A 12,155-nucleotide genomic window follows, 5' to 3' on the forward strand; every position below is an offset into this window, starting at 1 on the left:
GGGCAGGCGTTCACGCGCCCAGCGTGGTTATCCAGTGATGGAAGTCGGCTTCCGCTTCGGCCAGATCGAACCGTGGCGCAAAGCCGGTATCGGCGACCAGCCGCGTGTTGTCCATCGACGCGCGGTCGTAATCGGCGAAGTAATCGATATTCGGCGCCTCCCCGTGCTGCGCAGTGCGCCACGTGAACGCGGGATAACGTCGCGCGAGCCGTTCGCACAGGTCGGCGACGCTCCACTCGAAACCCGCGGCGAGGTTGTAGACGGAGTGAGGCCAGTGCGGCGCTTCGAGCAAGGCAAGCAGCGCCGAAACCGCATCGCGCACGTAGAGCCAGTCGCGGCGGCCGGCGCGTGGCAGCACGGCGGTTTCGCCCCGGCGCGCTTTCGTGACCACCTGCAGCGGCGCGCTCAAAGTGTCGCGCACGCCCGAGTCGGTTTCCCACGGGCCGAAGCAGGTGCCGAGCCGTCCGATCACGAGCGGCACGCCGTGCAACGCGGAAAGACGCAATGCAGCGTCTTCGGCGGCGCGTTTGGAGATGCCGTAGAGGCCTTCGGGCAGTAGCGGCGTGATGTCTTCGACGAGCCGGTGCGGCGCGCGACCGCTCAGTCCGTACGCCGAGCCGGAACTGCCATGAAGAATGCGTTCGACACCCGCATCGGCGGCCGCGGCAATGGCGGCGAGCACCCCGCCGACGTTCACCTCGAAAATGGTCTGCGGCATTTGCCGTTCGCGCTGCGCATCCGCGGTGATCGCGGCGAGCGTGACGAGCCGCGACGGCCGATGTGTGCGCATTGCCTCGCGCAACGCGTCGCCATCGCGCACGTCGCCGGTCAACGCAACGAAACGGCCCGGCAGCGCGGCAAATGCCTGCAACGCTTGCGCGCGCGGCGCGCTACGGTCGAAGCCGATGACCGTCTCGCCGCCGGCGAGCAGGCGCTCGACAAGCGCGAGACCGACGAAACCGCTGCTGCCCGTGATGAACGTGGTCATCTCAGGCAGGCTCCATCACCGCCTCCGGCCGCAGCAGCGAGAGGATATGGCGCTTGTAGTCGTTGAATTCGGCGCTGGTCGGATCGCGCGGCCGGTCGAGTTCGATCGGCAACAGTTCGCGAATGCGGCCCGGACGCGCCGACATCACCGCGACATGCGTGCCGAGCGCAAGCGATTCGTCGATACCGTGCGTGACGAACACGATCGTGCTGCGACTCTCGCGCCAGATGCGGATCAGCTCGGCGTGCATGTCCATCTTGGTCTGCTCGTCGAGCGCGCCGAACGGCTCGTCCATCAGAATCACTTCCGGGTTCATCAACAGCGCGCGCGCAATGCCCACGCGCTGGTTCATACCGCCGGAGAGCTCGCTCGGGAAGTGATTTTCGAAGCCCTTGAGACCGACCATCTCGATGAAGCGCTGCGCGCGCTCGCGGCGTTCCGGTTTGGCGACGTTGCGCATCTTCAGATGAAACGCGACGTTCTCCCACACCGGCAGCCACGGCATCAGATTGGCCTGCTGGAACACCACGCCGCGGTCCGCGCCCGGCCCGGTGACGATCGAGCCGCCGACGCTCACCGTGCCCGAAGAAGGATTGTCGAAACCAGCGATCATGTTCAGCAGCGTGGACTTGCCGCAGCCGCTCGGGCCAAGCAGACAAAGAAAGTCGTTGCGCTGGACCTTGAGGCTCACGTTGTCGAGCGCGGTGACCACCTGTTTGCGCTTGCTGTCTTCGAACGTGCGCGAGACGCTATCGATTGTGATGAGGGTCATGCTGTCAACCTTCCCTTGCTTGCAGAGTAGAACCGCGTTGCCAGCGCAGAACGCGCCCGGCGATGTACTTGATCATGTAGTCGCTCAGGAAACCGAGCAGACCGATGCTCACCATCGACGCGATCACGATGTCGTAGCGCAGGAAATAATACGAATCCCACAGTACGTAGCCCACGCCGCTCTTCACCGCGACCATCTCGGCCGTTACCGTCAGCATCCATGCGGAGCCGATCGCGATGCGCAGCCCCGAGAAGATGCTCGGCAACGCAGCGGGAAATACGATGTGCCGCAGCAACATCGATGACGTGCCGCCCGTCATCGCGCCGGCGCGCAGCAGGTTGCGGTCGCAGGTCTTCACGCCGTGAATCGTGCTGAGCAGCACCGGGAAGAACGACCCCATGAAGACGAGAAAGATCGCCGGCTTGTTGGCGATGCCGAACCAGATGATCGCGAGCGGAATCCACGAAACGGGCGGCACCGGGCGCAGCGTCTGCAGAGTCGGTTCGAGCAGCGATTCGATCGAGCGCGACCAGCCGATCGCCATGCCAATGGCGACGCCCAGCACCGTGGCGATCGCAAAGCCCGCGAACACGCGGCCGGAACTGGCCGCGATATCGAAGAGCCAGTGGCCGGAGTAGGTCTGCGTGTTGCCGTCGGTGCTGAAAATCCAGTCGGCCCAGGCGAGCGCGACCTGCGACGGCGCCGGCAGCAACGCCGCCGGCAGGATGCCCGAGCGGGAGAATGCCTCCCAGCCGGCCAGCAGCAGCACCGGCACGATGCCGCGCTCGATCCGCTTGTAGAAGCGTGAGGAAAACAGGGTTGACATGGCGCGGTCCGGATCAGTAACCGAGTTCGGTCTTGGGTTTGCCGGTCACTTTCTCGAGGAAGCTGTAGTCGAGGTTCTTCTGCACGGCATCGCTGACGTCCGAATTCACGTACTTCAGGTCGCGCATCATTTTTGCAATCGACACAGCGGAGGCGCGATACATCTTGTAGTCCGGATAGAGGTTGTCGGCCGCGCCGGTGGCGATGGTCTTGTCGAGGCCCGTCACTTTCTGGATCGTATCGACGAAGAGCGGCTTGTTGGCGGCCATCATGTCGTCCACCTTGACGATCGCGCGGACGGTTTCCAGCACGCCTTGCGGATTGCTCTCGATCACATCCGGGCGCGTGACGATCAGGTTGGTCAGCTTGCCGGCCGCCTGGTCATACGGAAACGCGAAGAACTTGGCCGCCTTGACCTCGCGGATCTGCGTGGCGAACGGCTCGACCGAAGTGATCAGCTCGACTTCGCCGCGGCGCAACGCCTGTACGTGGTCCGCCGGATTCGGAATGTTGACGAACTGCACATCCTTGTTGATGTCGATGCCGTGCGTGAGGAACGCGCCGCGCATATGAATGTCCTGCGCGTTGCCGCGCGAGGCCGCCACGCGGAACGGCTTGCCGTCCTTCTTGTACTGCATGATGAGTTTCTTCAGGCCGTCCCAGTCGCCCGGCTGCACCGGCAAGTTGTTGGCGATCAGCACCTGCGAACCGCCGTTGATCTGGCCGGAGATGCCGACCACCTTGAAGCCCTTGTCGAGCGCAGTGGCATAGTGCAGATAGGTGACCTGCGCGACGTCGATGCTCTTCGAGAGCAACGCGGTCAGCACGTCGTTACCCGTGTTGAACGAGGTCGCCGTGAGTTTGACGCCGGTGGCGTACTGCGGCGTCAGCGACAATGGCGTGCAGTGCGCGCACTTGGCGTAGCCGAGGTTGATCGGATCGGCATCCTTGGCGTGGCCGACCGTCGGCATGAGCGCAGTGGCAACGACGAGGGGCGCGAGCAGCACGCGTGCGGCGCGCTGCAGGGCGGCGAGAGACGGGCGGATGAATCGCATCAGAGGAGCTCCGTTATTGTCACAAAATGAAATACATTTGTGACAAATAAAGCAATAGTCGTGCCAATCGATTGTCAGGCCGTCTCCAGCGACTTCGAGCGATATCCTTGTACATGGCTCAAGCCCGCGTGGCCGCGTGTGTCCGCGTGATAAGTACTGTGAGGCAAAACGACGCGATCCATATCGCCAGCCGGCCGACGAAACCGGTCTCCCGCTGCGCGCACAAACCTGGCACCGTTCGGGTGCCTTTGGGATACGTAAGCGGTGCCGGTGTGCGCTGATGGTGCAAATTCGAACAATTACAATTATTTTTGTCACAATATATAATTGTATTGACACAAAAACACCGTTGGTCAGTCGAGGAAAGCTAGCGTGTTAACCGACAAAGCATCCCTCCGCCCGCGTAAGGCGCGGCCGGCCGCCCAGATCCTGGATGTGGAAGACAACTCCGACACGATCTACGAGCGCATCCTGACCGCCGTGATGGAGCACCGGCTGATTCCGGGCACCCAACTCGTCGAGGAAAAGCTCGCCGCCGTGTTCAAGGTGAACCGCACGCGAATCCGCAAGGTGCTGGCGCGGCTCACGCACGAAGGCATCGTCACCACTATCCCGAATCGCGGGGCGTTTATCGCTAGCCCGTCGGTGCAGGACGCCCGCCATATCTTCCAGGCGCGGCGCATTCTCGAGCCGGCGCTAGTCCGCAGCCTGGTCGAACGTGGCAGCGCCGAAGGTTTCCGGCGACTCCATGCGCACGTCGCCAAGGAACGCGCCGCGCGCGAAAAGGGCGACAAGCATGCGGTGATCCGCCTCTCCGGTGAATTTCATCTGCTAATCGCCGAGATGGTGGGAAGCCCGCCGCTCACCAAACTGATGCGCGAACTCGCGTCGCTGACCTGCCTCATCATCTTGCTGTTCGATTCGCCGAACGTGCCGGCCTGCCCGAACCATGAGCACACGGAAATCGTCGGGCTGATGGAGAAGGGCGAACTGGAGGCGGCGATCGCGGCAGCGATTGGACACCTCGATCACATCGAGGCGACGCTTGATCTGTCGTTGCCTGAAGACACCGAGGTCGATCTGAACGCCATCTTCGGATGAACGCGCATCGCCTTCGCTCTAAAACATAGCAATTGCGCCATTGCACCTGACTGGAACCGTGATGAAACTACTGATCGTCAACCCGAACATCTCGTCGAGCGTCACCAATCTGATTGAAGCCGAAGCGCGCCGTGTCGCTTTAGCCGATACACAGATCGAGATGGCGACGGCGGCGAGCGGCGTCGCCTACATTGAAACCCGCTTCGAGGCGCTGCTGGGCGCGCACGCGGTGGCGAACATCGCCGGCGAGCGCAAGGGCGAATACGACGCGCTGCTGGTCGCGGCGTTCGGCGACCCAGGCCTGCTTGAGTTGCGCGAAGTGCTCGACGTGCCGGTTGTCGGTATGACCGAAGCGGCGCTGATGACCGCCGCCCAACTCGGTCAGCGGATCGGCATCATTGCGATTTCGCGACGCATCACGGCCTGGTATCGCGAATGCGTGGACCGTTATGGCATGCTCGGCCGGCTGGCGGGCATCCGTCATCTCGACCGTCCGCTTCGCGATCCCGGTACGGTTCAGGAAGATCATGGCGCGCACCTGATCGAACTGAGCCATCGCGCGGTGGAGGAAGATGGCGCCGACGTGCTGATTCTAGCCGGCGCGCCGCTAGCGGGATTGGCGCGCAGCGTGGCGGACCGGCTGCCGGTGCCGGTGGTCGATGGCGTATCGAGCGGAGTGTGTCAGGCGCAGGCGTTGACCCGGCTCGCCACCGCGCGCGCGCAGGCTGGCAGTTTCGCGAAGTTGCCGGCAAAGCCCAATGCCGGGCTATCAGGTGGCCTGGCCGCCTTGCTATTGCGTGAATGAGAGGCGCTGGGCCGCGAATTCCGGATATCCTCTTAGCCCGACTCTGGGTGTGGTGAGGCTTGACTTTGGACTTTAGTCCTACTGGCAATCGTCCATCATCACCCAGTGCAGGCGCTGCGGCCCTCCGGCCGAAAGAGAAACAGAACAGTGGTTGGCTGGGCCTACCGGTGGCGACTAATCCACGATGGCGCTGGGATGCACACCATGAACGAAATTGATGATCAGATCGGCAGTTTTTTGCGGTGCATCCTTGGCGATCATGTGGGTGACGCCCTGCACCACTTCACCGCGCAGGCGAGGGTTAATCATCCTCAAGGTGGCGAGTTCGCCGGCGCGGATGGTGTCGGCTTTTTCCGCGGCCAGCAGCAGGGTTGGGCAAGTCGCCGCCTTCACGTAAGCCTGGAACGGCTCCCGGACCATGGACCCATAAGATTCGATTAGCGCGTCCTTGCTTACGTTGCGGTACTCGTCCGCCCGCTCCTCGAGCTTCGCATCGCTGAACGTCGGCAGATAGCGGCGGAAGGCATCCATGCGGCCTTCGTCGACGGCCGCCTTCTGTTCAAGAAACTCCTCCAGCGAATGGGCGTAGATGGACCGCTGGCCAGGACCGTTGATAGGGGGGTCGATGAGTACCATGCCCGAGATGAGCGACGGCCAGCGGGCGGCAAAAGCCGCAGCAATCCGCGCGCCCATTGACTGTCCGACGAGAATGGGTGCAACCGGATTGTCGATCAAGGCATTGATCACGTTGAGCAGATCATCGACATAATCGTTGAGCAGATAACCGCGCTCGGGCCAGCTGGATTTGCCGCGGCCCCGCAGATCGAGTATCAGCGAGTACCAGTTCTTCGGCATGAGCTCGACCAACGGTGCCAGGGACCTGCTGTAAGTGACAATGCCCGGAAGAAAGATGACCGGTACACCGGTCTGGTCGCCGGTGGTCAACAGATGGAGGTTGACGTCCAAGCCGTTGACCTCGAGATGATCAAACACAACGTTCGCGTTCACGCTATAGCCTCGCAGTTAGTAAATCGTCGATCTTTCATTTTATGATTACCTTCTGTAAATAATTTCCAGATGGATTCGCGGGTATGGAGGCAGCGACGGCCGCGCCTCAACCGATACCATTTTTTCGTGGCTCTAGCAGGGTGCGGAAAAGGGTCGCCTGCATAGATGGAGAAGAGGTGGATAAGCGCATGAAGGTCGGGGTTCAGTAGCCCAATTCCGTCTTCGATTTGCCAGTGGCAACTTCGAGGAACTGATAGTCCATATGTGACTTGATGGACGAGGAGACATCGGAATTAATGTACTTCAGGTTGTGCATCATTTGCCCGATCGCCACCGCTGCGCCGCGATACATCTTGTCGTCCGGCGTGAGGTTCTCGACAGCACCCGCGGCAATCGTCTTGTCCAGCCCAGCGACCTTGCCGATGGTGTCGACCCAAAGGGTCTTGTTCGCGCCAACCATGTGATCTACCTTGATGATGGCGTTGACGGTGGCCTGAACCCCCTTCGGATCGGACGCGATGACATCGGACCGCGTCACGATCAGGTTCGCCAGATTGCCCGCCGCCTGGTCATACGGAAATGCAAAGAACTTTGCGGCGTGAAGTTGAAGGATCTGGGTGGCATAAGGCTCGACCGTGCTTATTAGTTGCACCTCTCCACGGCGCAGCGCCTGCGTATCATCCGCGGGATTCTGGATATTCACGAACTCGACGTCCTTGTTGACGTCGATGCCATGTGTGGCGAAGGAGCCGCGCATCTCCAGGTCCGAGGCATTGCCGCGCGATGCGCCGATTCGGAAGACCTTGCCCTGAGCCTTGTACTGCGCGATGAGCTTTTTCAGGCTGTCCCAGTCGTTGGCGGCCACGGGCACGTCATTGCCGATGAGCACCTGCTGCCCGCCGCTGATCTGGCCGGAGATCGCGACGACGTCGAAACCTCTATCCAGGGCCATGGCGTAGTGCAGGTAGGTCACCTGGGCGACGTCGATACTCTTGGAGACGAGGGCTGTCAGCACGTCGTTACCCGTGTTGAAGCCGATGGCATCGATCTTGACGCCGATCGCATTCTCCGGCGTGAGCGCGATAGGCGTGCACTGCGCGCATTTTGCATAACCAAGCTTGATGGGGCTTCCCTCGGCGTGGCCGACGAGTGGGGCCACGGCCACTGCGGCGAGCAGCAGTTTTGCGATGAACTTCAACATGTGGTGTCCTTCGGATGGAAATCAATGCACAAAAAATGCCCGCAAATCGGGGCCGTTATTTTTAAATGAATAGCGATAAACGGATGGGGTTGCAGCGAAGCAGCATGTCGAGACCGGTTGATCGAAATGCGCTTGCAGACGAGCCCGCAATAGGGGTGCAAGGCTTCCAGGCATTGATCTCAGGCTCGAAGTCCTCGATTGGGGACAGGCGGGAATCGAGCAGCTCGAGCGCGCCCAGCTCTTTTCGTCGGATCACGTCCGCCGCCCGGCAAGCGGTCAATTCGTGCAGATCGGGCATCGGCGCCTCTCAACTATGCAATGGCGTGGAGCGAGTTCGCTTTGATTCCCGCATTGGGACATTTTTGTTGGCCTATAAAGTGATGTCCAATTCATAATTTCGATATTGATATAAGGGAAAGGTTATGCGAATTAACTTGCGGCAAATGGAAATATTCCGCTTGCTCATGCACATACGAAACGTCACGGAGACTGCCCGGACCTTGCATATTTCCCAGCCGGCGGTCAGCTCGGCCATAAAAGAACTGGAAGCTCACCTTGGACTTCCGCTTTTTTTGCGTAGCAAGGGCGGGTTGCGACCCACGGCGGAAGCACATCAATTGCTGCCCGACGTGGAGCGGTTGCTGCTGCAGGCCGGCAATATCCACAACCGCGCCCGAGAATTCGCCGACGCCCAGGCGGGTAGCCTCAACATCACCGGTATTCCTAATCTGATGGGACAACTGCTGCCGCGCGCCGTAGCGCGCTTCAACGCAGAACACCCGCGCGTCAAAATTCAGCTCGTCGGGAATCCCACAACGGAAGTCACGACCCGGATCATGCAAGAGACGATGGATATCGGATTTGCGTTTCTACCCATCTATGAAACAGGAGTCGTGATCGAACCGATCCTTGAGACCCAGTTGGTCTGCTTGATGCACCCTGGCCACAGACTGGCTGATCGTGCCGCCCTGAGCAGGGAAGACCTGGTTGGTGAGGACTTGCTGGCCCAGGCGGCCTACACGCCGTCGGGTCTGGCGCTGCGCGAGAGCGAGCGCGGAAGCGCCGCGGCGGCTGACAGCATGATCGAGACCAACTTGTCGATCGCCATGGCAAGCCTGGTTCGCGAAAACCTCGGAATCGGCATCACTGACGCGCTCGTCGTCTGTTCTCCAATCGGCCGAGACCTCGTCGCGCGACCCTATTTGCCCGAAACAACGTTGACGCTTGCGGCGATCTACTCGCGGCACCGCCCTGTATCACGCACCGTGGTTCGCTTTGTGGCAGCCGTTCAGAAAGGTCTCGACGAAGTGGTAAGCGAACTTCGGGGTCGGGGAATTTATGCGGCGCGGCAGTTATGTCCAACGCTGGCATGAATCTCGCCGCTCGTCAAAACGTCTTCGCGTTACCGAATTGCCGTCCAAACCTCTACATACAACGGCGCAATCAGCTCTTCAACTTGCCGACGCCCGAATCAACGTCGCGCTTTCTTTTTCTTGGGTTTCGGCGGCGTCAGAGCCACAGTCCAGAAAGCTGTGGTCCCGCGTTTCGCCGCTGCAGTCGCACGACCTCGTGCAGAGCCTGCCACTGCGTTTGCCCCGCTCAACCACATACTGAGGAAGGGGTTCTTTTTGGTCCAAGGATTTTTCATGATGTACTCGATCGACGAAGCACTGGAGCGGCGCTCCCGTCCGCAGCGACATGCTGCCGACAGGGGCGTCAATAGCCATTACGGGCGCGTTACGGGAAGAGAAGCTGCCTGGTCGCCAGGCAAACCAGTCGGCGCACCTTCCACGCGCTCGACCTCGACTTCTGTGCCCTTCAGCGTCTCGTTGATTATCTCCGTGCGCTCTGAAGCCTCCTTGCCGACGATAACTTCCTCGACCACGTGAGCAGTCTTCGCCACGACCGCGTGTTCCGCCGTTTCCCGTACTTCGACTGATGCCGCCTTGAGGTCCTCAGCTGTCGCAATACGGTCCACAGGATGCCGTTCGATCGCGGCATGCTCTTCGCGCAAGGTGACTGCCTCGCTGACGGGTGTTTCAGTTGCGCGTGAATAGACGCGTACACCACCGGTCTGCACCTCACGCTTGCCCACCTCGAGCGACTCGCGCACAACGGCGAAGGATTGTCGCTCCACTGCCGTTTCGTCCGCGGAGTATTGCGCTGCACTCGGGTCGTATTCCTCGTATCCCGAGTTTTTCCATTGAGAAACGCGCTCTTCGATATCCACCGCGCCAGCCTCGTGCAGCGCTGAGCGCACGGCGATCATCTGAGCTTCGTCAACAACGGTCACAGTAAGAACGGCGCCTCCACGGCGCACAGCTTCCTGATAATGGCCGACCTCAGCAGGTTGCTCGCCGCCGCCAAAAAGCTTGCCAAAGAAATGCCCGATTTTGTACGACGCACTCTCTTCAGTATGCTCGCCCGGTTGCTCGATGCGGAGGTCTTCCTCCGGTACGGCGCTCGTTCGGTTTTGTGCGTGAACTTCCATATTGCTTCTGGCAATTCCGGTTCGCGTTAGCTGTTCCAGCGCCTGATCGGCCTGTTCAAATGAATCGAATACACCTACGAGGACCTGTGACATTTTTTGTACTCCAAAAGTGTGAGTGGCTTAACGTCAGCCAGACTGAGCTGCTGTTTTTCAAACCGCCGACTGCTCACCATCTTCGGAGGACGGTGCCGCGGGTTGCGCGATCCAGTCTCCATCAGTTCCGGTTCGCCGCTCCACCACGAGCTCCTGCCGCTGCACTTCGGCCTCGTGCACGCCCGCTTTTTCAGTTTCTTCAAGGCCGATCCGGATTTCTTCTTTCAGCATCAGCCTCATTTCGGTTACCGGAACATATTCGAAGACCGGGACTACCAGAACGTTTCCTTCCTGGAACGGCTCGAATTCGGTGTCGACCAACCGGTTCGCGGCCACGCGCTCAATCGTGACGACGCGACGTCTGAACACAACCGGTATCTCCTTCAGTTCTTTGTGGACAATTGTTCGAACCCGGACGATTGCGGTTTCCTGTTCCGCGACATCGACATGCAACCGCTCCTCGACTGCAGTGACGTTCATCGCCGCGGCAGGCGGTGTGGGTGACGGGTCGGGTGCTTCCTTGCGGTCGGCCATGGTGGCTCCTTCAACGGTTTGCCAACGACGCCGATCAGGACGCCGGCCGGCCGGGCATCGGCCGAGTCGGGTTGCGGCGCAGGGCAACGTCATCGGTCGATGCACCGCCGGCTTCTTCAAACGGTGGCTGATGCCGAAACCCTGCCTGGCCTGAAACGATGGAGATAATTGCGCCGACAACGAGTGCCGCAAACGAAAACCAGGAAGCGCGCGCGACCCCGCGTGCTGCGGTGTCGGCTGCCTGACGCGCGTCCGCTTCGGCTTGCGGACTCGACGCTTCTGCTGTCGCAGAGGCAATTGCGCCTTGTACCCGTTGCGTCAGTGAGCCCGCCACCGTGCTAGCGGCCCCCGCTGGATTCGCTGTAGCACCGACCGTTGCACCGGTCGACGCTACGCTTCCGGCGGCGCTCACCGCACTTCCGAGCAGCGATGTTGCTCCATAGACAACCATGAGAATCATGACGGCCCACGCAAGCAGGCCATGAAGCCATCCGAGTACGGGTGCGCAGCGACCCGCGAAGTAAGAGCCGATAAAAACTGCAATGACTGTCATCACGACCAGATAGGCACCGGACCCGAAGCCAAAACCCTGAAGCGGGTTGGGGCGTGACAGGGGAGAAAGAGCAGACATCCCTATTGCCGCACCGAGCACACTGAGGATGAGATAGACGGTCAGGGAGAGAATCACGCCGGCGATGACGGAGCCCCATGAGATGCGCGGTAGGCCGCCTTGGGTAGTGAGGAGTCGCATAGATAATCCTGCAAGGTTGGGGTTGCTTGGACCGACTGGAGCGAACGCTCCGGTTCATGGCGCAATTGGCGGCGCAACGGGTGTACCTGGCTGTCTGGGGACGTGGCCGCCGCCCGATTCAGGTAAGGAACTCAAGTCAGCAAATGCAAATGCGAAGATCCCACCTGAGCGACGGCGGCGCCCGCGCGGAATTTACTTTGTGGATCGCAGGGTGAACGCACTTGCGGGACGCATGTTTGACAACTGCGGATTCAAATCGACGCGTCTGCACGAGAAGCATTCGACCTTGTACACGTCAAGCCGGATGACGGGAGCCAAAAGTAGTCTGCGGCCCCTCGGGCGGCTCCCGTTTGATACCTTGACTCCTTCGGCTGATTTCAAGCTTTGCAATTCTCTCGCGGTGACAGGCACAAGTCATGCGGGACTTCGGGTGGCACTGTCTGCCATGCGCGGCAATATTGCCGTGCACATGCCAGAGCTTCTGCTCTGAGAGCCGGGCGCCCACGTATGGGTGCGATGCGATCCCCTGAT

At 60.8% G+C, this 12,155-nt stretch carries 13 protein-coding genes; 3 read left to right on the forward strand and 10 right to left on the reverse strand.

Going from position 1 to position 12,155, the window contains the following annotated elements:
• Positions 1-10: 10 nt before the first annotated feature.
• From P0D84_RS47815 to P0D84_RS47830, 4 genes are read right to left on the reverse strand one after another with little or no spacing between them, the layout of a single operon-like run.
• Positions 11-988, reverse strand: a complete 978-nt coding sequence (locus P0D84_RS47815; RefSeq protein WP_408351348.1) for an NAD-dependent epimerase/dehydratase family protein — start codon at positions 986-988, stop codon at positions 11-13.
• 1 nt (position 989) lies between these two features.
• Positions 990-1,760: an ABC transporter ATP-binding protein gene (locus tag P0D84_RS47820; RefSeq protein WP_408351351.1), complete on the reverse strand. Its 771-nt coding sequence runs from the start codon at positions 1,758-1,760 to the stop codon at positions 990-992.
• 4 nt (positions 1,761-1,764) lie between these two features.
• Complete coding sequence (locus P0D84_RS47825; protein ID WP_408259846.1) at positions 1,765-2,586, reverse strand: ABC transporter permease; 822 nt, start codon at positions 2,584-2,586, stop codon at positions 1,765-1,767.
• Positions 2,587-2,599: 13 nt separating this feature from the next.
• Positions 2,600-3,640 carry an ABC transporter substrate-binding protein gene (locus P0D84_RS47830; RefSeq protein ID WP_408259843.1) on the reverse strand — a complete coding sequence of 347 codons (1,041 nt, stop codon included), beginning with the start codon at positions 3,638-3,640 and terminating at the stop codon, positions 2,600-2,602.
• Between the two features lie 372 nt (positions 3,641-4,012).
• Here P0D84_RS47830 and P0D84_RS47835 point away from each other — a divergent pair, with 372 nt between their 5' ends.
• Positions 4,013-4,741 (forward strand): GntR family transcriptional regulator, encoded by a 729-nt coding sequence (locus tag P0D84_RS47835; protein WP_408351354.1) that lies wholly within the window; start codon positions 4,013-4,015, stop codon positions 4,739-4,741.
• A 61-nt stretch (positions 4,742-4,802) separates the two neighbouring features.
• Positions 4,803-5,546, forward strand: coding sequence for an aspartate/glutamate racemase family protein (locus P0D84_RS47840; protein WP_408351357.1), 744 nt, complete (start codon positions 4,803-4,805; stop codon positions 5,544-5,546).
• Positions 5,547-5,720: 174 nt separating this feature from the next.
• Here the strand turns inward: P0D84_RS47840 and P0D84_RS47845 are convergent, their stop codons facing one another.
• The 3 genes from P0D84_RS47845 to P0D84_RS47855 all read right to left on the reverse strand — a co-directional run bounded on the left by P0D84_RS47845 (position 5,721) and on the right by P0D84_RS47855 (position 8,053).
• Positions 5,721-6,554 carry an alpha/beta fold hydrolase gene (locus tag P0D84_RS47845; protein ID WP_408351360.1) on the reverse strand — a complete coding sequence of 278 codons (834 nt, stop codon included), beginning with the start codon at positions 6,552-6,554 and terminating at the stop codon, positions 5,721-5,723.
• 202 nt (positions 6,555-6,756) lie between these two features.
• Positions 6,757-7,755, reverse strand: coding sequence for an ABC transporter substrate-binding protein (locus P0D84_RS47850; protein WP_408351363.1), 999 nt, complete (start codon positions 7,753-7,755; stop codon positions 6,757-6,759).
• 61 nt (positions 7,756-7,816) lie between these two features.
• Positions 7,817-8,053 (reverse strand): hypothetical protein, encoded by a 237-nt coding sequence (locus P0D84_RS47855; RefSeq protein WP_408351366.1) that lies wholly within the window; start codon positions 8,051-8,053, stop codon positions 7,817-7,819.
• Positions 8,054-8,198: 145 nt separating this feature from the next.
• Here P0D84_RS47855 and P0D84_RS47860 point away from each other — a divergent pair, with 145 nt between their 5' ends.
• The gene (locus P0D84_RS47860; protein ID WP_408351958.1) at positions 8,199-9,128 is read left to right on the forward strand and encodes a LysR family transcriptional regulator; all 930 of its coding nucleotides are present in this window, start codon (positions 8,199-8,201) and stop codon (positions 9,126-9,128) included.
• A 353-nt stretch (positions 9,129-9,481) separates the two neighbouring features.
• Here the strand turns inward: P0D84_RS47860 and P0D84_RS47865 are convergent, their stop codons facing one another.
• The 3 genes from P0D84_RS47865 to P0D84_RS47875 are packed head-to-tail and all read right to left on the reverse strand — an operon-like array spanning position 9,482 to position 11,624.
• The gene (locus tag P0D84_RS47865; RefSeq protein ID WP_408351369.1) at positions 9,482-10,339 is read right to left on the reverse strand and encodes a YsnF/AvaK domain-containing protein; all 858 of its coding nucleotides are present in this window, start codon (positions 10,337-10,339) and stop codon (positions 9,482-9,484) included.
• A gap of 57 nt (positions 10,340-10,396) precedes the next feature.
• Positions 10,397-10,873 carry a DUF2382 domain-containing protein gene (locus P0D84_RS47870; RefSeq protein WP_408351372.1) on the reverse strand — a complete coding sequence of 159 codons (477 nt, stop codon included), beginning with the start codon at positions 10,871-10,873 and terminating at the stop codon, positions 10,397-10,399.
• Between the two features lie 34 nt (positions 10,874-10,907).
• On the reverse strand, positions 10,908-11,624 hold the full coding sequence (locus P0D84_RS47875) for a YrzE family protein (protein ID WP_408351375.1): 717 nt from the start codon (positions 11,622-11,624) through the stop codon (positions 10,908-10,910).
• Between the last annotated feature and the right edge of the window lie 531 nt (positions 11,625-12,155).

It is taken from the genome of Paraburkholderia sp. RL17-337-BIB-A (assembly GCF_046025895.1).
Lineage (GTDB): Bacteria > Pseudomonadota > Gammaproteobacteria > Burkholderiales > Burkholderiaceae > Paraburkholderia > Paraburkholderia fungorum_C.

Coding starts and splice junctions, on each gene's coding strand:
- P0D84_RS47815 (WP_408351348.1), bottom strand. CDS start 988: ATGACCACGTTCATCACGGGCAGCAGCGGTTTCGTCGGTCTCGCGCTT.
- P0D84_RS47820 (WP_408351351.1), bottom strand. CDS start 1,760: ATGACCCTCATCACAATCGATAGCGTCTCGCGCACGTTCGAAGACAGC.
- P0D84_RS47825 (WP_408259846.1), bottom strand. CDS start 2,586: ATGTCAACCCTGTTTTCCTCACGCTTCTACAAGCGGATCGAGCGCGGC.
- P0D84_RS47830 (WP_408259843.1), bottom strand. CDS start 3,640: ATGCGATTCATCCGCCCGTCTCTCGCCGCCCTGCAGCGCGCCGCACGC.
- P0D84_RS47840 (WP_408351357.1), top strand. CDS start 4,803: ATGAAACTACTGATCGTCAACCCGAACATCTCGTCGAGCGTCACCAAT.
- P0D84_RS47850 (WP_408351363.1), bottom strand. CDS start 7,755: ATGTTGAAGTTCATCGCAAAACTGCTGCTCGCCGCAGTGGCCGTGGCC.
- P0D84_RS47855 (WP_408351366.1), bottom strand. CDS start 8,053: ATGCCCGATCTGCACGAATTGACCGCTTGCCGGGCGGCGGACGTGATC.
- P0D84_RS47860 (WP_408351958.1), top strand. CDS start 8,199: ATGGAAATATTCCGCTTGCTCATGCACATACGAAACGTCACGGAGACT.
- P0D84_RS47865 (WP_408351369.1), bottom strand. CDS start 10,339: ATGTCACAGGTCCTCGTAGGTGTATTCGATTCATTTGAACAGGCCGAT.
- P0D84_RS47870 (WP_408351372.1), bottom strand. CDS start 10,873: ATGGCCGACCGCAAGGAAGCACCCGACCCGTCACCCACACCGCCTGCC.
- P0D84_RS47875 (WP_408351375.1), bottom strand. CDS start 11,624: ATGCGACTCCTCACTACCCAAGGCGGCCTACCGCGCATCTCATGGGGC.